Source organism: Zoogloea sp. (assembly GCF_041911615.1).
Taxonomy (GTDB): domain Bacteria; phylum Pseudomonadota; class Gammaproteobacteria; order Burkholderiales; family Rhodocyclaceae; genus Zoogloea.
The window spans coordinates 21,674-41,580 of record NZ_JAYROR010000042.1 but is presented as its reverse complement, the minus strand read 5'-3'; the positions used below and the strand labels follow the sequence as shown (position 1 = coordinate 41,580).

Annotated in this window: 15 protein-coding genes and 1 tRNA gene; 9 read left to right on the top strand and 7 right to left on the bottom strand. The window is 67.9% G+C overall.

All coding sequences use genetic code 11. The features are described 5' to 3' along the window. Positions 1 to 3 precede the first annotated feature (3 nt). Entirely contained in the window at positions 4 to 666 is a 663-nt protein-coding gene (locus ACE3P2_RS05550) for an HAD family hydrolase (protein ID WP_374261914.1), read from the top strand. A 39-nt stretch (positions 667 to 705) separates the two neighbouring features. Here the strand turns inward: ACE3P2_RS05550 and ACE3P2_RS05545 are convergent, their stop codons facing one another. Next, positions 706 to 1,581: a dienelactone hydrolase family protein gene (locus tag ACE3P2_RS05545; RefSeq protein WP_374261912.1), complete on the bottom strand. Its 876-nt coding sequence runs from the start codon at positions 1,579 to 1,581 to the stop codon at positions 706 to 708. A 48-nt stretch (positions 1,582 to 1,629) separates the two neighbouring features. Further along, positions 1,630 to 2,406 (bottom strand): Crp/Fnr family transcriptional regulator, encoded by a 777-nt coding sequence (locus ACE3P2_RS05540; RefSeq protein WP_374261909.1) that lies wholly within the window; start codon positions 2,404 to 2,406, stop codon positions 1,630 to 1,632. 357 nt (positions 2,407 to 2,763) lie between these two features. Here ACE3P2_RS05540 and ACE3P2_RS05535 point away from each other — a divergent pair, with 357 nt between their 5' ends. Next, positions 2,764 to 4,680: a histidine kinase gene (locus ACE3P2_RS05535; protein WP_374261906.1), complete on the top strand. Its 1,917-nt coding sequence runs from the start codon at positions 2,764 to 2,766 to the stop codon at positions 4,678 to 4,680. Beyond that, a complete protein-coding gene (gene narL, locus ACE3P2_RS05530; protein WP_374261904.1) occupies positions 4,677 to 5,348 on the top strand; it encodes a two-component system response regulator NarL in 672 nt (223 codons plus the stop codon). The genes ACE3P2_RS05535 and narL overlap by 4 nt, the downstream gene beginning before the upstream one ends. A 9-nt stretch (positions 5,349 to 5,357) precedes the next feature. Here the strand turns inward: narL and ACE3P2_RS05525 are convergent, their stop codons facing one another. Continuing rightward, positions 5,358 to 7,577: a histidine kinase dimerization/phosphoacceptor domain -containing protein gene (locus ACE3P2_RS05525; RefSeq protein WP_374261902.1), complete on the bottom strand. Its 2,220-nt coding sequence runs from the start codon at positions 7,575 to 7,577 to the stop codon at positions 5,358 to 5,360. A 9-nt stretch (positions 7,578 to 7,586) separates the two neighbouring features. Then, positions 7,587 to 10,079 (bottom strand): EAL domain-containing protein, encoded by a 2,493-nt coding sequence (locus ACE3P2_RS05520; RefSeq protein WP_374261899.1) that lies wholly within the window; start codon positions 10,077 to 10,079, stop codon positions 7,587 to 7,589. Between the two features lie 205 nt (positions 10,080 to 10,284). Between ACE3P2_RS05520 and ACE3P2_RS05515 the strand changes: the two genes are divergently transcribed. The 5 genes from ACE3P2_RS05515 (at position 10,285) to ACE3P2_RS05495 (ending at position 16,345) form a co-directional block, all read left to right on the top strand. Next, positions 10,285 to 12,399 (top strand): carboxy terminal-processing peptidase, encoded by a 2,115-nt coding sequence (locus ACE3P2_RS05515; protein ID WP_374261896.1) that lies wholly within the window; start codon positions 10,285 to 10,287, stop codon positions 12,397 to 12,399. A gap of 145 nt (positions 12,400 to 12,544) precedes the next feature. Next, entirely contained in the window at positions 12,545 to 13,453 is a 909-nt protein-coding gene (locus ACE3P2_RS05510; RefSeq protein WP_374261894.1) for a DMT family transporter, read from the top strand. Further along, positions 13,450 to 13,968: a YkgJ family cysteine cluster protein gene (locus ACE3P2_RS05505; RefSeq protein ID WP_374261893.1), complete on the top strand. Its 519-nt coding sequence runs from the start codon at positions 13,450 to 13,452 to the stop codon at positions 13,966 to 13,968. Before ACE3P2_RS05510 ends, ACE3P2_RS05505 begins: the two co-directional genes overlap by 4 nt. Positions 13,969 to 14,075: 107 nt before the next feature. Continuing rightward, complete coding sequence (locus ACE3P2_RS05500) at positions 14,076 to 14,276, top strand: hypothetical protein (RefSeq protein ID WP_374261890.1); 201 nt, start codon at positions 14,076 to 14,078, stop codon at positions 14,274 to 14,276. Continuing rightward, positions 14,273 to 16,345, top strand: a complete 2,073-nt coding sequence (locus ACE3P2_RS05495) for an ATP-dependent helicase (RefSeq protein ID WP_374261887.1) — start codon at positions 14,273 to 14,275, stop codon at positions 16,343 to 16,345. Before ACE3P2_RS05500 ends, ACE3P2_RS05495 begins: the two co-directional genes overlap by 4 nt. A gap of 174 nt (positions 16,346 to 16,519) precedes the next feature. Here ACE3P2_RS05495 and ACE3P2_RS05490 read toward each other — a convergent pair. After that, positions 16,520 to 16,610, bottom strand: a tRNA-Ser gene (locus ACE3P2_RS05490). Positions 16,611 to 16,781: 171 nt separating this feature from the next. Further along, complete coding sequence (gene serS / locus ACE3P2_RS05485; protein ID WP_374261884.1) at positions 16,782 to 18,068, bottom strand: serine--tRNA ligase; 1,287 nt, start codon at positions 18,066 to 18,068, stop codon at positions 16,782 to 16,784. Between the two features lie 240 nt (positions 18,069 to 18,308). Between serS and ACE3P2_RS05480 the strand changes: the two genes are divergently transcribed. Further along, a complete protein-coding gene (locus ACE3P2_RS05480; protein ID WP_374261881.1) occupies positions 18,309 to 18,575 on the top strand; it encodes a hypothetical protein in 267 nt (88 codons plus the stop codon). Here ACE3P2_RS05480 and ACE3P2_RS05475 read toward each other — a convergent pair. Then, positions 18,544 to 19,899: a replication-associated recombination protein A gene (locus ACE3P2_RS05475; protein WP_374261879.1), complete on the bottom strand. Its 1,356-nt coding sequence runs from the start codon at positions 19,897 to 19,899 to the stop codon at positions 18,544 to 18,546. The genes ACE3P2_RS05480 and ACE3P2_RS05475 overlap by 32 nt on opposite strands. Positions 19,900 to 19,907 lie beyond the last annotated feature (8 nt).

Here is a 19,907-nt window from a genome sequence, read left to right as displayed (position 1 = left end):
AAAATGGAACTCGTACTCTTCGACCTGGACAACACCCTGCTCGCCGGCGACTCGGATTTCGAGTGGGCCCAATTCCTGATTTCCAAGGGCGTGCTCGACAAGGAAGTCTACGAGGCCCGCAACCAGCAGTTCTACGACCAGTACAAGGCCGGCACGCTGGACATCTTAGAGTTCCTCGACTTTCAGTTGAAGCCCCTGGCCCGCCACAGCCGCGCCCAGCTCGACGCCTGGCACCGGGAATTTCTCGACACCCGCATCCGCCCGATGATGACCGACAAGTCGCGGGCACTGGTCCGGACGCATCTGGATTCCGGCGCGGTGGTGGCCGTCGTTACCGCCACCAACAGCTTCGTCACCGGCCCGATCGTCCGCGCCTTCGGCATCCCGCACCTGATCGCCACCATTGCGGCCCAGCGCGACGGCGTCTTCACTGGCCAGCCGCGCGGCACGCCGGCCTTCAAGGCGGGCAAGATCGAACGCGTCGAGGCCTGGCTCGAAAGCCTTGGCCTGTGCTGGGAGAGTTTTGCCAAGAGCAGCTTCTACAGCGACTCCCACAACGATCTGCCGTTGATGGGCAAGGTCACCCACCCGGTGGCCGTCGACCCGGACGACACCTTGCGCGCCCACGCCCAGGCGCAGGGCTGGCCGGTGATCTCACTGCGTTGATGGATCGGGCGCGCCGGCCTCGACCGGCGCACCGTCCGCTCACACCCCGCTGGCCTTGAACCAGGCCAGCAACCGCGACCAGCCATCCGCCGCGTCGGCCGCCCGGTAGCTCGGACGGTAATCCGCATGAAAGGCGTGGCCGGCTTCCGGGTAGATCACGAACTCGGCCCGCTTGCCGGCCTTGGCGAGATCGGCCTTCATGTCGTCCACGTCCGACACCGGAATGCCCTGATCCTTGGCGCCGTAGAGCCCGAGCACCGGCGCCTTGAGGGCGTCCACCAGATCGATGGGATGGGACGGCGTGAGCGCACCGGCCACTCCGGTCAGGCGGCCGTACCACGCCACGCCAGCCTTCAGGCGCGGGTTGTGCGCAGCGTACAGCCAGGTGATCCGCCCGCCCCAGCAAAAGCCGGTGATGCCCAGCCGCGCCGGATCGCCACCGTTCGCCGCGGCCCAGGTCGCGGCAGCGTCGAGGTCGCCCATCACCTGCGCGTCCGGCACCTTGCTGACGATCCGGGCGAGGATGTCGGGCACGCTGTCGATACCCGCCGGGTCGCCCTGGCGCTGGTAAAGGTTGGGGGCGATCGCCTGGTAGCCCCGCTGGGCCAGGCGTCGGCAGACGTCGCGGATGTATTCGTGGACGCCGAAGATTTCCTGCACCACCAGAATCGTCGGGAACGGCCCGCGCCCCGCCGGCTGCGCGCGGTAGGCCTCGAGGGCGACGCCATCGGGCGCCGGCAGGCTCACCTCGCCGGCCACGAGCCCGTCGGCCGGCGTCTGCACCACGCTCTGCCCCAGCGCGGGCCGCACCGCCAGCGCGAATCCGGCCGCCAAAGTGCCGCCGACAAAGGTCCTGCGGCTCACCGGAAGGCCGGGGACGAGACTATCGAAATCGGATTCCTGAACCGCCGTCATCGTGCGCTCCTCGCTGTTGGGGAGCACCCAGCATACCCGAAGAAGGGCTCAGATCCAGGCGCGTTGCGCCGAGGTGCCGGCCGCCCGGTCGAACCAGGTTTCACCGCGCGGCACGGCACGCCGCTCGACCGGCGGACGGCCACCGTGGCGCCGGGCGAACTTGTCGGTGAGCGTCACCATCTTGCCATTGACGTGGATCAGGCCACCGTCGGACAGCTCGCGGAAGATCCGCGACAGCGTCTCGGGCGTGAAGCCCAGGCGCGCCGCGAGCACGTGCTTGGGAATCTCCAGTTCCAGCTCGATGCTGGCCGCCTGCCCCAGCGCCGTGCCGGCCAACCCGCGCAAGTAGTCCACCACCTTGTCGGTGCCCGACTGGAAGCAGTCGGCGGCGATGTCGCGCTCGATGGACGACTGGCGCTCGGCCACCGCACCGAGCATCCGGCGCATCACGCAGGGCGCCTGCTCCATCGCGCGGAAGATGCCGTCGCGGCCCACCGCCAGCAGCACCACCGGCGTCACCGCCTCCACCGACGACACGTAGGCCGCGTCGCCGAACAGCTCGGCCACGCCGAAGACCTGGCGCGGCGACATCAGCTCGATGACCTTCTCGCCCCCGTCCGGCGACGACACCGCCACCTTCAGGTGGCCGGACATCACGTGGTAAAGCGCCCGCGGCCGTTCGCCGGCGGCGTAGATCGAAGCGCCCTTGGGCACGCTGAGCACCTGGGAGGAACGCGCGACCTCGGCGACGACTGCGTCGGCGAGGCCACGGAACAAGGCGATTTCGCCCAGGACCAAAGAGAGATCATCGAGACTCGTGTGCATAGTTTCCCTCGCAAGATTCAAAGCAGGGCCGCAGCAAAATCGAGCGACTCCCAACAACGTGATGCGCAGTCTAGGAGCCGGTCCGGGGCCGGGATTTGACTTAGATCAGACTTCCAAAACCACCAAAACCACCTGATTACCTCCTAATAGGTATAGTCGAAATATTCAGAAAATCCGCCCAACCCCCTGTTTCTCAATACCTTAGAAAAGCACCTGCGCCGCAGGCCCATATGTCGGGAGCGGCGCTGGAGGGGGTTTGGCCTATTACCATTTTCCTGGCCGTCGACGCACCCCGACGTGACCCGAAGCGCCCCCGCGGGCCAAAATGACAGCCCCGGAACCCATGGAGCCCCCAGCGTGACTCACGAGCGCCCCCCGGAGGGCAACCCCAGCGCACCGCCGCGACGCCACGGCCCGTCCGTCGTGCTCCGGCTCGGCACCTGGATCGCCGCCATCGCCAGCCTCGCCGCGGTGTCGATCCTGGCCTCGATCACCGTCGCCGAGCTGTCGTCCGGCGAGGCCCGCGCGATCAACCTCGCCGGCTCCCTGCGGATGCAGTCGTACGCCATCGGCACCGCGGTGTGCCAAGCCGACCCGCAGGGCGTTGCCCGGAGCATTGCCGACTTCGAGCTGCGCTATCGCAGCCCCGACCTCGTCCGGGTGATTCCCAGCGGCGCCGACGACCCGATGCGCCGCGCCTACGAGGCCGTCGGCGCGCTGTGGTCGGGGCACTTCCGGCCGGCTGCACTGGCCGTCAACAGCGCGCGCAGCCAGGCCGAGCGCCCGCCACTGACCGCCGAGACCAACGAGATGGTGGCGCGCATCGACCGCCTCGTGGTGCTGGTCGAGCAAGGGCTGGAAGACAAGCTGCAGCTGCTGCGCCTCGTGCAGGGCATTTCGCTGATCCTGCTGGTGGTGGTCGGCGCCGCCGCCGTGCTCCAGCTCAAGACCCATGTCCTCACCCCGCTCCACGATCTGCTCGCCTCTGCGCGGCAGGTTCGGCGCGGCGACTTTTCGGTGCGGATCCCTCCCCGCGAGCCGGACGAGCTGGGGCAGCTCGGCGAAGCCTTCAATTTCATGGTCGAGGATTTGTCGCGCAGCTACGCGCAGCTCGAGAGCCGGGTCCGGGAAAAAACCGAGGCCCTGGCCCGCTCCAACCAGTCGCTCAACCTGCTCTACCGCACCACCCGCGCCCTGTCCGAACGCGCGGTGACCCGTGCCACGCTGGAACAGGTGCTCGAAGACGTGGAGCAGGTCATCGGCGTACAGGCCGGCGCCCTGTGCCTGGGCAAGACCGACGAGATGGGCCCGGCCCTCACGGGCACGCTGCCGGCCGACGTGCAGGTGGAGGCCCTCTGCCAGAAGCGCTGTCACGGCTGCGACGCCGAGGGCGTCCCGGCCAGCGGTCTCGTCGCCACCCCGGGCGCCCGCGGCGCCGGGCAGACGATCTCGGTGCCGCTGTTCGACGGTAGCCGCAGCCACGGCGCCCTGCTGCTGACCCAGCCCGACGACCAACCCCTCGCCCCATGGCAGGTGGAGCTCCTCGAAACCGTCGGCCGGCACGTGGGCTCGGCCCTCGCCGCCACCCAGCGCAACGAGGAACGCCACCGCCTCGCCCTGCTCGACGAGCGCTCGGTGATCGCCCGCGAGCTGCACGACTCCCTGGCCCAGTCGCTGTCCTACCTCAAGATCCAGGTCACCCGGCTGCAGACCCTGCTCGGACGCACGCCGCCGCCCGAGCCGGTCAATGAAGTGGTCGGCGAGCTGCGCGACGGCCTCAACGAAGCCTACCGGCAGCTGCGCGAACTGCTCACCACCTTCCGCCTGCGTATCGACGGACGCGGCCTCAACGCCGCCATCGACGACGCCGTACAGGCCTTCCGGCGCCGTACCGGGCTCGAGATCGGCCTCGACAACCGGCTCGCCGACCTCCAGCTCGCCGCCAGTCGCGAGATCCACGTCCTGCAGATCGTCCGCGAAGCGCTCTCCAACATCGAACGCCACGCCCAGGCCCGCGCAGTGGCGGTGCACCTCGCCCGCGACGGCGAGCGGGTAAGGGTCACGGTGGACGACGACGGCGTCGGCTTCGACGAGGCCGCGCGACCGCTGCATCGTTACGGCATCGTGATCATGCGCGATCGCGCCCAGAGCCTCGCCGGCGAACTCGCGGTGACGCCCCGGGACGGCGGCGGCACGCGGGTCGAACTGGTTTTTCCGGCCGAGGCGCCCCTCCCCGACACCCCCAACCCGACCGCCCAAGGAGGCGTGCAATGAACACCCCCGCCACCACCTCGGTAATCATCATCGACGACCACCCGCTGTTCCGCAAAGGCGTCTCCCAGCTCATCGCCCTGAACGACCAGCTCCACCTCATCGGCGAGGCGTCCAGCGGCGAGGAAGGGCTCGAACTCGCGCGCGCGCTGGAACCCGACCTGATCCTGCTCGACCTCAACATGAAAGGCATGGGCGGCATCGAAACCCTCAAGGCGCTGCGCGAGGCCGACCTCGCCGCCCGCATCCTGATCCTCACGGTGTCCGACGCCGCCGACGATCTGGTGGCCGCGATCCGCGCCGGCGCCGACGGCTACCTGCTCAAGGACATGGAACCCGAGGAATTGCTCGCCCGCATCGTCGAAGCCCTGCGCGGCCGCATCGTCATCAGCGAAAGCCTCAACGGCCTGCTCGCCCGCTCCCTGCGCGACGAAGCCCAGGCCGCCGAACGCAGCCTCGCCCCGCTCACCGACCGGGAGCGCGACATCCTCGGCTGCCTCGCCAGCGGGCTGTCCAACAAGCTGATCGCCCGCGATCTGAACATCGCCGAAGGCACCGTCAAGGTGCACATCAAGAATCTGCTGAAAAAGCTCAAGTTCCGTTCGCGCCTTGAAGCTGCGGTGTGGGCCATCGACCAGAACCTGCGCCCCGCCGGCACGCCTCCGCGCTGAGGCGCCGCGTCAGGCCAGCGCCGGATCGTCGCGGCGGCCCGCCAGCGCGCCGGCGTAGCGGCGACTCTCCCGCGCGGTGGCGCGGAAGCGGATCGTGATCAGCGTGCCGCCCAGGGGGCCGCCCCCCTGTTCGAAGCGGCCGCCGAGCTGGTTCACCAACCCCGCCACCAGACGCCACCCCAGGCTGCCCTGGGCCTGCGGCTCGAAAGCCGCGGGCAGCCCGACGCCATCGTCCTCCACGGTCAGCCGCACCCCGGCCTCCACCTCGGCCACCAGCCCGATCCGCACCCGCCCCGCCCGGCCGTCGGGAAACGCGTGCTTGACCGCGTTGGCCACCAGTTCATTGACGATCAAGGCGCTCGGAATCGCCGTCTCGATGCCCAGCACCACCTTCTGCAGCTGCGCCTCGAGGCGCACGCCCTGTCGCGCGTACTGACGGTCGAGCCGCTGGACGAGCTGGCCCAGGTAGTGCCCGAAATCGATGCTCGCCAGATCGTCGGACTGGTAGAGCTGCTCGTGCACCTGAGACATCGCCAGCACCCGCGCCGCGCTATCCTCGAACATCGCCTGCACCACCGGAGTCGGCGCATCGCGGCCCTGCATCGTCAGCAGGCTGGCCACCACCTGCAGATTGTTCTTCACCCGGTGGTAGATTTCCTTGAGCAACACCTCCTTCTCGGCGAGCGCCGAGGCGATCCGCTGGGCGCCGGCACGGGCCTCGGTGATGTCGGAATGGGCGCCGGCGATGCGCACCGCGCGCCCCGACGCATCCCGCGCCACCACCCCGCCGCGGGACAGGATCCAGCGCCAGCGGCCATCCCTGGTGCGCATCCGGAACTCTGCCCGGAACATCGTCTCGCCGGCGTCCAGATAGCGCTGCAGGTTGGTCTCGGTCGCCTCCAGATCGTCCGGGTGAATCTGCGAACGCCAGGTGTCGTAGCCCAACGGAAAGCCACCCGGCTCATAGCCGAGCAAGGTGTAGTACTGCGGGCTCACGTAGATCGCGCCGGTCTGCAGGTTCCAGTCCCACACGCCGTCGGTCGCCCCTTCCAGCGCCAGGCGCAAGTGCTCCTCGCTCTGCTCCAGCGCCGCCTCCACCCGACGCCGGTGGCGGATGTTGAGCCCCAGCGAGACGATCACCGCCAGCAGCAGCGCCGCCCCCGCCAGCATCGCCCACACCACGCCGCGGTACTGGTCGTAGAGCCCCGGTGGCTTGCCGACCAGCGTGCTGCCCGCCGGCAGACGCCGTTCGGGAATGCCAAAACGCTGCATCACCGGATAGCTGAACAGCCCCTCGCACCCCGCCTCGACCACCGGAATGCGCCCGGCCGGCGTGCCGTCGAGAATGCGCAGCGCCATTTCGGCCGCCAGCCGCCCCTCGGCCTCGCCGTCCAGAACGCAGCCGCCCACCGTGAGCCCCGCGCGCACCCGCTCGCCGATGATGCCGAAGACCGGCGCCGGCGACAGCCGCGAGATCAGGTTGATCAAGGCCCCGTAGTCGTACGCGTGGCCGTCGCGGTCGGTGGCCGTCGCCAGCGGGATCACGATGTCGCGCGGCGACACCCCGGCCAGCACCGAGGCGATCCGCTCCACGTCCAGATCCACATGCAGCTCGACGCCCTCCGATTCGGGCAGCGCACGCAGGGCCGCCGCCGCATGGGCGTAGCCGGTGGCCGGCCCGCCGCGGTTGCCGAACACCACCACGCGACGGGCGTCCGGCTGCAGTTGCCGGGCCATCGCCAGCGTGGCGGCGATGTCCACCCGTTCGCGCACCCCGGTGATCGGAACGTCCGGCGGCAGCCCCATCGGATCGAAGTCGAGGGCGTCGCTGAAGACGATCGCGGCGGCCGGGAAAAGCCGCTTGCGATGGCGCAGGGCAAAGGCCAGCGCCGGATCGTCGGTGACGATCACCAGATCGAACTGCCGGCCCCCGAAGCGCCGGGACAGGTCTTCGGCCCGTGTCAGGCCGTCATCCGCCGCGGCGGGCTGGCGCAGCACGTCCAGATGTTCGAGGAAGACCTCCGGCGCCGCGCTGGCGGCGCGTAGCACCTGCATGATCCCGCTCACCTGGGCATCGGTCCACGCGTCGCCCCAGTGGTAGGCGTTGAGCACCAGCACCGTCTTGCGCCCGGCGGCCATCGTGGCGTCCACGTCGGCGCGGCCCGGCGGCGACAGGCCGATCAGCACGGCCAGTACGCCGGCAAACAGGATCAGCCGTTGCAGGCGCACCGCCGTCCTTCAGCCGGCCAGGCTCGGCACCGCGGCGCACCGCCCCGTGCCGGCACCGAGCAGATCGCCGATCACCGTCGCCGGCGCCGGCCGCTGATACAGGAAGCCCTGCAACAGATCGCACCCCAGACCGCGCAGGAAGCTCGCCTGATCGGCGTTCTCGACGCCCTCGCCCACCACCGTCAGCCCCAGGGCGCGGGACATGGTGACGATCGCCGAGACGATCGCCCCGCTCTCCCGGTTGTCGGGCAGATCGGCCATGAACGAGCGGTCGATCTTCAGGGCGTGGATCGGGAAGCGCTTGAGGTAGCTGAGGCTCGAGTAGCCGGTGCCGAAATCGTCCACCGCGATGCGCAGGCCGTTCTGGCGCAGCTCGTCGAGGATCGCACTGGTGCGCTCGGGCTGCTGCATGATGCTCGACTCGGTGAGCTCGAGCTCCAGGCAGCCGGGTTCGAGCCCGCTTTCGGCCAGCGCGTTCATCACCGTGGCCACCAGCCCGGCATCGCGGAACTGGCGCGCCGACAGGTTGACCGCCACCGTCACCGTCGCCACCCCGGCATCGCGCCAGCGACGGATCTGCCGGCACACGCTCTTAAGCACCCAGTCGCCGATCGGCACGATCAGCCCGCTGCGCTCGGCCGTCGTCATGAACACATCGGGCAGCAGCAACCCCTTTTCGGGATGCCGCCAGCGCAGCAGCGCCTCCAGGGAACGGATGCCGCCGCCGGTGTCGTGGATCGGCTGGTAGTGGATCTCGAACTGCCCGTCGGCCAGCCCGCGGCGCAGGTCGGACTCGAGCATCATCCGCTCGTTGAGCTGGCGCCCCCATTCGCTCGAGTAGAACACGAAGCCGTTCTTGCCGAGCTCCTTGGCGCGGTACATGGCATCGTCGGCGGTCACCAGCAGGCGATCGCTGGTAACCGCGTCCTGGGGATAGCGGCTCACGCCGATGCTGCACGAGGCCTGCATCTGCTGGCCTTCGAAATAGAACGGGGCCTCCATCGCGGCAATCAGCTTGGCGCACACGCTGGCCACCGCCTGGTCGTCCTCGATGCCCGGCAGCACCACCACGAACTCGTCGCCCCCCAGGCGCCCGACGCTGTCGGCCTCGCGCACGGTGCCGCGCAGGCGCCGCGCCACCTCGCGCAGCAGCGCATCGCCGGCCTGGTGGCCGTGGCTGTCATTGACCAGCTTGAAGTTGTCGAGATCGATGAACATCACCGCCAGCTTCTCGTCGCGGCGCCGGCAGAAAGCCAGCGACTGCTCCAGCTGGCGATTGATCTGGGCCCGGTTCGACACGCCGGTGAGCGCATCGTTGTAGGCCACGAAAACCAGTTGCGCCTCGGCCGAACGCCGCGCGGTGACGTCCTGCATCTGCACGATGTGGTAGCGCGGCGCGCCCTTGGCGTCGCGCACCGCCGACACCGACAGCAGCGTCCACACCAGCCGCCCGTCGGGCGTCAACATCCGCAGCTCGACCTGGAAGGTCGGCAGCGTGTCGGCGGCGAGGCGATCGAGGTATTCGTCGAGCACGCCGCGGTCGCCCGGGTGACACAGATCGCGGAAGGAATGGCGCGAAATCGCCTCGCCCTGGAGCCCCAGCATCGTCGCCACCACCTCGTTGGCCTGCAGGAAACGCCCGTCCAGCGCCACCAACGCCATACCGATGGCCGCATGTTCGAACGCCGCGTGGAAACGCTGCTCGCTCTCCGCCAGGGCCCGCTCCATCTCGCGCCGCCGGCCGATGTCGCGCAGCACCAGCACCGCCCCCACGCGCAGGCCGTCGTCGTCGAGGATCGGCGCCGTACCGTACTCCACCGGCATCTCGCCGCCGCCGCGCGGTGTAACCACCCCACAGCGCAGCCCCACCGACGGCTCGGCGCCCGCCGCCGGCGCCTCGGCCAGCCCTGCTCGCGACGCCCCTGGCAAAGCCTCGTCGCGCAGGCTCAGGATTGTGTCCAGCGGCTGGCCCAGCGCTTCGGCGCGGACCCAGCCCGTGAGCCGCTCGGCCACCGGGTTGATGACCCGCACGCAACCGTCGGCGTCGGTGGCGATCACCCCGTCGTCGATGCAGCGCAGGGTGCGCGCGAACCACTGCTCGCGCTGGCGCAAGCGCGACTCCATGCCATGCTTGACCAGCGCCACCTCGATGGCGGCGCGGATGTCCTCGGCGCGAAAGGGCTTGAGCAGGTAACCGTAAGGCGCGGTCTCGCCTGCCCGCCGACGGGTCGCCTCGTCGCCGAAGGCCGTCACGTAGATCACCGGCACGTCGCGATGGGCGCGCATCCACGCCGCGGTCTGGATCCCGTCGAGGCTGCCCCGGATCACCACGTCCATCATCACCAGATCGGGCGCATCGGTCGCAAACTCGGCGATGGCCTGCTCGCTGCTGGCGGCGATGCCGGTCACGACGTAACCGTAATCCTCGAGGCGCTGCGCCAGGTCCATCGCGATGATCGCCTCGTCCTCGACGATCAGGATCCTGGTCGGCTTGTCGCTCATGCTCTCTCCCTACCCGGCCACCGCCGGGCCAACACAATTCACACCGCGTGAGTCGAAGCTAACGGGCCTCCGGCCTATGACTTTAGTCATAACTTTCGAGAGTCTGAACCATCCTGCTGAACATTTCAGCATTTACGTTGTCGACCTGTGGCCCGGAAAGGCGTACCGTCCTTCCGGGCTCAACAACCGCGGTGGAGAAACACCCTTGAAGAAACGAATCATCTGGACCCTGCTGGCCGTCATCTGTGCCGGGCAGACCGCCGCCCAGGAGGCCGCATCGACGCCCCGCCTGGCGCCCACCGCCGACCAGGCCCAGACCGCCTACCTGAGCGCCCAGATCCTCGGCCGCTACCACTACAAGGCGCAGCCCCTGGACGACGCGATGTCGGAGAAGATCTTCGACCGCTACCTCAAGGCCCTCGACCCGGAACGCCTGTTCTTCACCCAAGCCGACATCGACAGCTTCGCCGACGCCCGCACCACCCTCGACGACGCGATCCTGCGCGGCAACCTGGCAGCCCCCTTCGCGATCTTCCAGCGCTACGAGCAGCGCGTCACCGAACGCCTCGGCTACGCCCGCGAACTGCTCGACCAAGGCTTCGACTTCACCCAGAAGGAAAGCTACCCCTACGCCCGCGACAAGGCCCCGTGGCCCGCCGACGAAGCCGAGGTGCGCGACCTGTGGAAGAAGCGCGTCAAGAACGACTGGCTGCGTCTCAGGCTCGCCGGCAAGGACGACAAGGCCATCCGCGAGACACTGGCCAAGCGCTACGACAACTACGTGGCCCGCGCCACCCGCAACAAGAGCGAGGACGTCTTCCAGGTGTTCATGAACGCCTACGCGATGTCCATCGAGCCCCACACCAACTATCTCGGCCGCAGCGCCTCGGCGGATTTCGACATCTCGATGCGCCTGTCGCTGGTCGGCATCGGCGCCGTGCTGCAGGAGCGCGACGACTACATCACCATCCGCGAGCTGGTGCCCGGCGGCCCGGCCGCGCGTTCCGGCAAGCTCGCCGTCGGTGACCGCATCGTCGGCGTCGGTCAGGGCGACGAGCCGGTGGCCGATGTGGTCGGCTCCCGCGTCGACGAAGTCGTCAAACTGATCCGTGGCGAGAAGAACACCCGCGTCGTGCTCGACATCCTGCCCGCCGACGCCGGCCCGGATGGCAAGCACAAGCAGGTCGCCCTTCAGCGCGACAAGATCAAGCTCGAAGAGCAGGCCGCCAAGAAATCGGTCATCAAGGTCGGCGAAGGCGCCAGCACCCACAAGATCGGCGTCATCAACCTGCCCGCCTTCTACGAAGACTTCGAGGGTCGCCGCAAGGGCGACAAGGATTACCGCAGCGCCAGCCGCGACGTGGCCCGCCTGATCGACGAACTCAAGAAAGAAAAGGTCGACGGCCTGCTGATCGACCTGCGCAACAACGGCGGCGGCTCGCTGCGCGAGGCGGTCGAGCTCACCGGCCTGTTCATCGACAAGGGCCCGGTCGTCCAGCAACGCCGCACCGACGGCCAGATCGGCGTCGAGAAGGACGAACACGCCGGCACCGCCTGGGACGGCCCGCTGGCCGTGCTGATCAACCGCGGCTCGGCGTCCGCCTCCGAGATTTTCGCCGCCGCGCTGCAGGACTACGGCCGTGCCCCGATCATCGGCGAACCCAGCTTCGGCAAGGGCACCGTCCAGACGATGGTCAATCTCGACGAAGTCGCGCGCAACGACAAGCCCCGTTTCGGCGAGCTGAAGATGACCATCGCCCAGTTCTTCCGCGTGAACGGCGGCACCACCCAGCTGCGCGGCGTGACGCCCGACATCGCCTTCCCCTCGGTCTCCGACGCCGACAGCTACGGCGAGTCGAGCTACGACAACGCGCTGCCGTGGATCCAGATCAAGGCCGCCGATTTCCGACCAGTCGGCGAAGTCGCCCCGCGTCTGGCCGACCTGAAGCGCCGCCACGACGCCCGTGTCGCCAAGGACAAGGATTTCCTCCAACTCCTCGACGACGTGAACGAGTTCAAGCGCCTGCGCGACACCAAGCTGCTGTCGCTCAACGAAACCGAGCGACGCCAGGAAAAGGAACGCCAGGAAGCCCGTCTCAAGGCGCGCGACAAGGGCAAGGACAAGCTCGCCGCCCTGCAGGACGACGGCCTGCAATCGGGCGAGCGCAGCCTTGCCGCCGACTTGGCCGCCGAAAAGGCGCGCAAGGACAGCAAGGACGTGCTGCTCACCGAAGCCGCGCGCATCGTCGGCGACGAAGCCGACCTTGCCGCCAGCCGCGCCCAGCTGGCCCTGCGCGAACGCGGTGCGGCCGTCCGCTAAAACCGTGTCCGCGCGACGGCGCGGCCCTTCGCCTCCTCCCAAGACGCGCCTCCGGGCGCGTTTTTCATGGCCGGCGCGTGCCGCGCACGACCGGCCAAGGCCGGTGTGCTAGCCTTCCCGGCTTTCCGACGATCGACTCCGCGCCATGTCCGCAGTGGATTTGCGCAGGTTCCTCGCCTGCGTCCTGATCTGGGGCACCACCTGGCTGGCCATCACCTTCCAGCTTGGCAGTGTCGCCCCCGAAGCCAGCGTCGCCTGGCGCTTCGGCCTCGCCAGCCTGCTCTGCGCCGGCATCTGCCGCTGGCAGGGACTCGCGCTGCGCCTCGCGCCGGCCGTGCATCTGCGCCTCGCCGGATTCGGCGCCTCGATGTTCGGTCTGGGCTACCTGTGCGTGTATTACGCCGAGGGCCATGTCGCTTCGGGGCTGGTGGCGTTGGGCTACAGCGCACTCCCTCTCACCAACATGCTCGCCAGCCGCATCGCCGTCGGCACACCCCTCAACCGCCGGGTGGGGATCGGCGGGCTGGTCGGCCTCGTCGGAGTCGGCTGTGTGTTCTGGCCCGAACTGACCCGCCTCCAGCCGGGACGCGACGTCTTTCTCGGCGCCCTGCTCACTGCCGGCGGGGTCATCGCCAGCGCCGTCGGCAACGTCTTCTCGACCCGCCTCGCCACCGACGGGCTCCACGTATGGCAGAAGATGGCCTGGGGCATGGCCTACGGCGCCCTCTGCTGCCTGATCGCGGCCCGCCTGGGCGGCCAGTCGCTGGGCTTCGCCGCGAGCACGGCGTACGTGCTGTCATGGCTGTATCTCGCGGTGTTCGGCTCGGTGTTCGCGTTCTACTTCTACCTCGAGCTGCTCGACAGCGTCGGTGGTGGCCGGGCCGGTTACGTCGGCGTGATGACGCCGGTCGTCGCCCTGGTGCTGTCGGGCCTCTTCGAGCACTTCCGTTGGACGCCCATCGGCCTGATCGGCCTCGGCACCGCCGTGGCCGGCAACTTCTTTATCCTGCGCCGCGAAAACCCCATCCCGGACGGCATGAAAGACCCCGCATGACCACCACATCCAGCGCGCTCACCAGCCTGCACGCCGACATCGACGCCCGGGTCGGCCACATCCGTGCCGGCCACCCCGACTGGCCCTGCACCAAGGGCTGCGATACCTGCTGCCGGCGTCTTGCCGACGTGCCCCGCCTCACCGCCGCCGAATGGGCGCTGCTGCGCGCGGGCCTGGCAGACCTGCCGCCGGTACGCCTCGACGAGATCCGCCAGCGGATAGACGCCCTCGCCACCACGCCGCAGCGCCCCCTGGTCTGCCCGATGCTCGACGCGGCCAGCGGCGCCTGTCCGGTGTATGCCCAGCGTCCCGTCGCGTGCCGCACCTACGGCTTTTATGTCGAACGCGACGGCGGACTGTACTGTGGCGACATCGACGCCCACGCCAAGGCCGGTCGCCTCGCCAGCGTGGTGTGGGGCAACCACGACGCCATCACGCGGCGGCTCGACAGCCTGGGCCAGGCCCGCTCCCTCACCGACTGGTTCGCCGACGATCCTCCTGATTTCCACCGCTGAAACCCCACACTGGGCGCCTCGGGACGCCCGGTCGGCACGGCACGGGCACACAAACGGCTTGAGATTTCCAATTATCTGTATATTATTACAGCAAAAGGAATCCAGCCATGCCCCGCCGCTTCATCTGCCCCCATTGCCACAGCCCGGTCGATCCCGACGCCATGGACAGCGCCGCAGGCCCTTCGGCCCACTACCGTATCTGCCCGGTCTGCGACGAAGCCGTGCTGATCGCCCTGGCCCCACAGCCTGCCGTCGAAGCGTCCGCCCCGTCAGGCGTGGCAGCCCTCATTCCGGAGCCCACCCCGTGAGCGACGACACGCGCTGCCCACGCCCCACCTATCTCGACGGTCTCAACGACGCCCAGCGGGACGCCGCCCTGCACGGCAGCGGCAACGCGGCCGGCCCGCTGCTCATCATCGCCGGCGCCGGCTCGGGCAAGACCAACACCCTCGCCCACCGGGTCGCCCACCTTCTGGCCGAGGGCGTAGATCCGGCGCAGATCCTGCTCCTCACCTTCTCCCGCCGTGCCGCCGACGAAATGATCCGCCGCGTCCAGCGCATCGCCGCCAAGGTCTCGCCGCGTCACGCACGGCTCGCCCAGGGCGGCTTTCCGTGGGCCGGCACCTTCCACAGCGTCGGCGCCCGCCTGCTGCGGGAATTCGCCGGGCGCATCGGCCTCGACCCGGCCTTCACGATCCACGATCGCGAAGATTCCGCCGACCTGATGAACCTCGTCCGGCACGAACTCGGCCTGTCGTCCAAGACACGGCGCTTTCCCATGAAGGGCACCTGCCTCGCCATCTACTCGGCGGCCGTCAACACCCAGAACCGCCTCACCGATGTCCTCCAGACCAGTTTCCCGTGGTGCGCCGAGTGGGAGGCCGACCTGCGCCAGCTGTTCCGCGCCTACGTCGAAGCCAAGCAGGCCCAGCAGGTACTCGACTACGACGACCTGCTCCTGTACTGGGCCCAGATGGTGAGCGAGCCCGATCTGGCCCGCGAAGTCGGCGAGCGCTTCCGCCACGTGCTGGTGGATGAATTCCAGGACACCAACCACCTCCAGTCAGCTCTGCTGCGGGCGATGAAACCCGACGGTCGTGGCCTCACCGTGGTAGGCGACGATGCCCAATCGATCTACAGCTTCCGCGGCGCCACGGTACGCAACATCCTCGATTTTCCCGATCAGTTCGACCCGCCCGCCCGACGCGTCACCCTCGATCGCAACTACCGCTCCACCCCCTCGATCCTGGCCGCCGCTAACGCAGTCATCGCCCAGGCCCGCGAGCGATTCAGCAAGGATTTGTGGAGCGAACGCCCCGCAGGCGAAAAGCCGGTCCTGGTGTCGGTGCGCGACGAAGCCGACCAGGCCGCTTACGTCGTCGAACAGGTGCTGGCCCGTCGCGAGGCCGGCCTCAGGCTCAAGGCCCAGGCCGTGCTCTTTCGCGCCGCCCACCACAGCGTCCGCCTCGAGATCGAACTCACCCGGCGCAACATCCCCTTCGTCAAATTCGGCGGACTCAAGTTTCTCGAAGCCGCCCACGTCAAGGACGTGCTTGCCGTCCTGCGCTGGTCGCAGAACCTGCGCGACCGGGTGGCCGGGTTTCGCGCCATCCAGCTTCTGCCCGGCATCGGCCCCAAGACGGCCGGACGCATTCTCGACAACCTGCAGGCCGCCGCACCCGGCTGTGCCCTCCTCCCCGAACAGCCCGTGCCTGAAGGCGTTCGCGACGGCTGGGTCGCTTTCGCCACCCTGGTCGAAGGCCTCGGCGGCGACACGTGGCCGCAACCTGTCGAACGCCTTGCCCAGTGGTACGAACCCCAGCTCGAACGCCTTTTCGACGACGCCCACGTGCGCCAGGCAGACATCCAGCAACTGGCACGTATCGCCGCCACCTATCCCAGCCGCGAGCGCTTCCTCACCGAACTCACCCTCGACCCGCCCGACGCCACAAGCGACGAATCCGGCGCCCCGCTACGCGACGAGGACTACCTGATCCTCTCCACCATCCATTCCGCCAAGGGCCGCGAGTGGTCCGCCGTGTCGCTGCTCAACACGGTCGATGGCTGCCTGCCGTCAGATCTCGCAACAGGCAGCGAGCGGGAAATCGAAGAGGAGATGCGCCTGCTCTACGTGGCCATGACCCGGGCCAAGGATCACCTCGACCTCATCGTCCCGCAACGCTTCTACATCACCGGCCAGTCCGGCATGGGCGACCGCCACGTCTATGCCAGCCGCACGCGCTTCATTCCCAACCGGCTCTGCGGGCACTTCAGCAGTCGCAGCTGGCCCTCCATCGAACCCGCGGTAACCGGCGACGCCCAGTCCCGCGAACGCGCCATCGACCTGGCCGCCCGCATGCGCGATATGTGGAACTAGAGCTGGAACGTCATCCGCCTGCGCCACGCGTTGGAGTCAACCATGTCGAAGCATGGCGCCCCGCAGGTCGTGGGGCAAAGCCACGCCTTGGCAGCAAGCGCTTTTGAAAGGGAAGACTCCGCGGGAGGTATAAAGCAAAAAACGCGCCTAAAGGCGCGTTTTTTGCTGAATCAATGGCGGAAAGGGAGGGATTCGAACCCTCGATACGGCTAAACCGTATACCGGATTTCGAGTCCGGCGCATTCGACCACTCTGCCACCTTTCCGCTCGAAGCCAATAATTATATACATCCCTTTTCAAAAAGCAAAGTGCCCCGGCAGAATTTCTACCCGGATACCGAGTGCTTCCATAACGGCACCGCGTTGCTTCACGAGAGGACACACACACGACACGTCTCGCGCCCGGTGTGACTTTGAAGGCAAGCAGGCGCGTCCGGTCAGTCGAGCGGCTTCAACACCGTGAGACCGCCCATGTAAGGCTGGAGCACCGCCGGTACTTTCACCGAACCGTCCGCCTGCTGGTAGTTCTCGAGCACCGCAACGAGGGTGCGGCCGACGGCGAGGCCGGAGCCGTTCAGCGTTGCGAGGGTCTCGTTCTTGCCTTGGGCATTCTTGAAACGCGCCTGCATGCGGCGGGCCTGGAAACCCTCGAAGCACGAGCACGAGGAAATCTCGCGGTAGGTGTTCTGGGCCGGCAGCCAGACTTCGAGATCGTAAGTCTTGGCCGACGAGAAGCCCATGTCGCCCGAGCACAGCACGATCTTGCGGTACGGCAGTTCAAGCTTCTGCAGGATGGCTTCCGCGTGACCGGTGAGCTCCTCGAGGGCATCCCAGGCCTTTTCGGGCTGCTCGATGCGCACCAGCTCAACCTTGTCGAACTGGTGCTGGCGGATCATCCCGCGGGTGTCCTTGCCATAGCTGCCCGCTTCCGAGCGGAAGCACGGGGTGTGGGCGACGAACTTGAGGGGAAGCTGGTCGAGCGGAACGATCTCGTCGCGCACGATGTTGGTCACCGGCACTTCGGCGGTCGGGATCAGGTAGAACTTGCCGCCGTCCGGCTTCGGCACGGAAAACAGGTCTTCCTCGAACTTGGGCAGCTGGCCGGTGCCGAACATGCTGGCGGCGTTGACCATGTATGGCGTGTACAGCTCGGTGTAGCCATGCTCGGCGGTATGGGTATCAAGCATGAACTGGGCCAGCGCGCGATGCAGGCGGGCCAGGCCACCCTTCATCAGCGTGAAGCGGGCACCGGAGATCTTGACCGCGGTTTCGAAGTCGAGCCCCCCGAGGCGGCTGCCGATGTCCACGTGGTCGCGCACCTCGAAATCGAAGTGGGCCGGCGTACCCCAGCGGGACACCTCGACGTTGTCCTCCTCCGATTTGCCAACCGGCACGCTCTCGTGGGGCAGGTTGGGCAGGCCGGCGAGGAAGGCGTTGAAGCGCTCCAGCAATTCGGCGAGGGCGGCCTCGTTGGCCTTGAGTTCGTCACCGATGCCCGCCACTTCGGCGAGCACCGCTGAAGCGTCCTCGCCCTTGCCCTTGAGCTGGCCGACCTGCTTGGAAAGGGTGTTGCGACGCGCCTGCAACTCCTGGGTACGGGTCTGGCGCGTCTTGCGCTCGTCCTCGAGGGCCTGGAAGGCCGCGACATCGAGGCTCATGCCGCGGGTGGCGAGTCGTTCAGCGACAAAATCCAGACGGGCGCGGAGCAGTTGAACATCAAGCATGACAATCCCTATTCAAATCGTGAAACCGGTAAGTGGTGAAGCGCTGCATCGCGGGCTGAGGCCCTGGCGTGCAGCGCAACATGAATCTGCTTTGGCCGGTCGTCGCCATCAATCAAAACCGGAAAGTTGATAGCCAACGAAAAATTAAACTTTTCTTGATTTCCCTGGCCAAAAAACCACACTCAAAGAAAGACGTACGCAGACGACGTCGCTTAGAACTTGACTTACGAGGAGACTCCCATGTTATCGATCCGCGATTGCCTCGATTACTGCGACCTCACCGACGAAGATGTCGCCATCATTGCCGAGCACCACGACATCCCCGATGCCGCCGCCGCGCAGATCGCCTGCGGTCTGGTGCAGACCCGGGAGGGTACGCTGATGCTCACCCAGTTCATGTGCGATCTGGTCGATCAGGCCGAAGAACGCGGCGATCGCGCGAAGGCCAAGCGCTTTCGGGCCGCCTGCGCCCGCTTCATCGCGGCGCATCCCGTGCAGCCCCACTGAGCGAATCTTCTCCTGCGCGGGCTTCGGCCTGTCTGTCCAGTTCGCGCAGGCGCTGCAGCTTCTCGGCGATCTTCGCTTCCAGCCCGCGATCCACGGGATCGTACCAGTTGGGTCGCGCCATGCCTTCCGGCAGATAACACTCACCCGCGGCGTAGCCGCAGGGTTCGTCGTGGGCGTATCGGTACGCCTTGCCGTAGCCGAGCTCCTTCATCAGCCGGGTGGGCGCGTTGCGTAGATGAATCGGCACCGGGCGCGACACATCGTTGGCAACGAACTTGCGCGCCGCATTATACGCCTTGTAAACCGCGTTCGATTTGGCTGCGCAGGCCAGGAACACGGCTGCCTCGGCCAGCGCCAGTTCGCCTTCCGGTGAGCCCAGGCGTTCGTAGGTAGAACAGGCGTTGAGCGAAATTTCCAGTGCCCGCGGATCGGCGAGGCCGATGTCCTCGATCGCCATGCGCACCAGGCGACGCCCCAGGTAAAGCGGCTCGGCGCCGCCGTCGAGCATGCGGCACAGCCAGTAAAGCGCCGCGTCCGGGTCCGAACCGCGAATCGATTTGTGAAGCGCGGAAATCTGGTCGTAGAAGGCCTCGCCGCCCTTGTCGAAGCGTCTCAGGTTGCGCGACAGGGCTTCGTCGATGAACGCCGGCGTAACCGGATTTACCCCTGCGGTTTCGGCCGCGGTCTGGACCTGCTCGAGCAGATTGAGGAGCCGGCGGGCGTCGCCATCGGCAAAGCCGGTGAGGCGATCGCGAGCATCGGGTTCGAAGGCCAGATCGGGGCAGGCGTGAGTCCGGGCACGTTCGAACAGCGCTGCCAGTTCGTCGGCTGACAGAGGCTCGAGTACGTAAACCGCCGCCCGGGACAGCAAGGCGGAATTCACCTCGAAGGACGGATTTTCGGTTGTCGCGCCAACCAGCGTCACCAGGCCCTGCTCCACGAACGGCAGGAAGGCGTCTTGCTGAGCCTTGTTGAAGCGGTGCACTTCATCCACGAAAAGAATCGTGTGACGCCCTCGGGCGCGCGCTGCTTCGGCCTGCGCAATGGCTTCGCGGATGTCCTTGACCCCCGAGAACACCGCCGAAAGCGCGGTGAACTCTGCGTCGAAGGCCTTGGCCATGAGCCGCGCGAGGGTCGTCTTGCCGACGCCCGGCGGCCCCCACAGGATCATCGAGTGGGGCTTGCCCGACTGGAAGGCGAGCGCCAGCGGCTTGCCCGGGCCGAGCAGGTGGCGCTGGCCGATGACCGCCGCGATGGTCTGCGGGCGCATCGCCTCGGCAAGGGGCAGGCGCGGCGGTTCGAGGGTGTCGAAGAGATCGGCCATACGGCGAG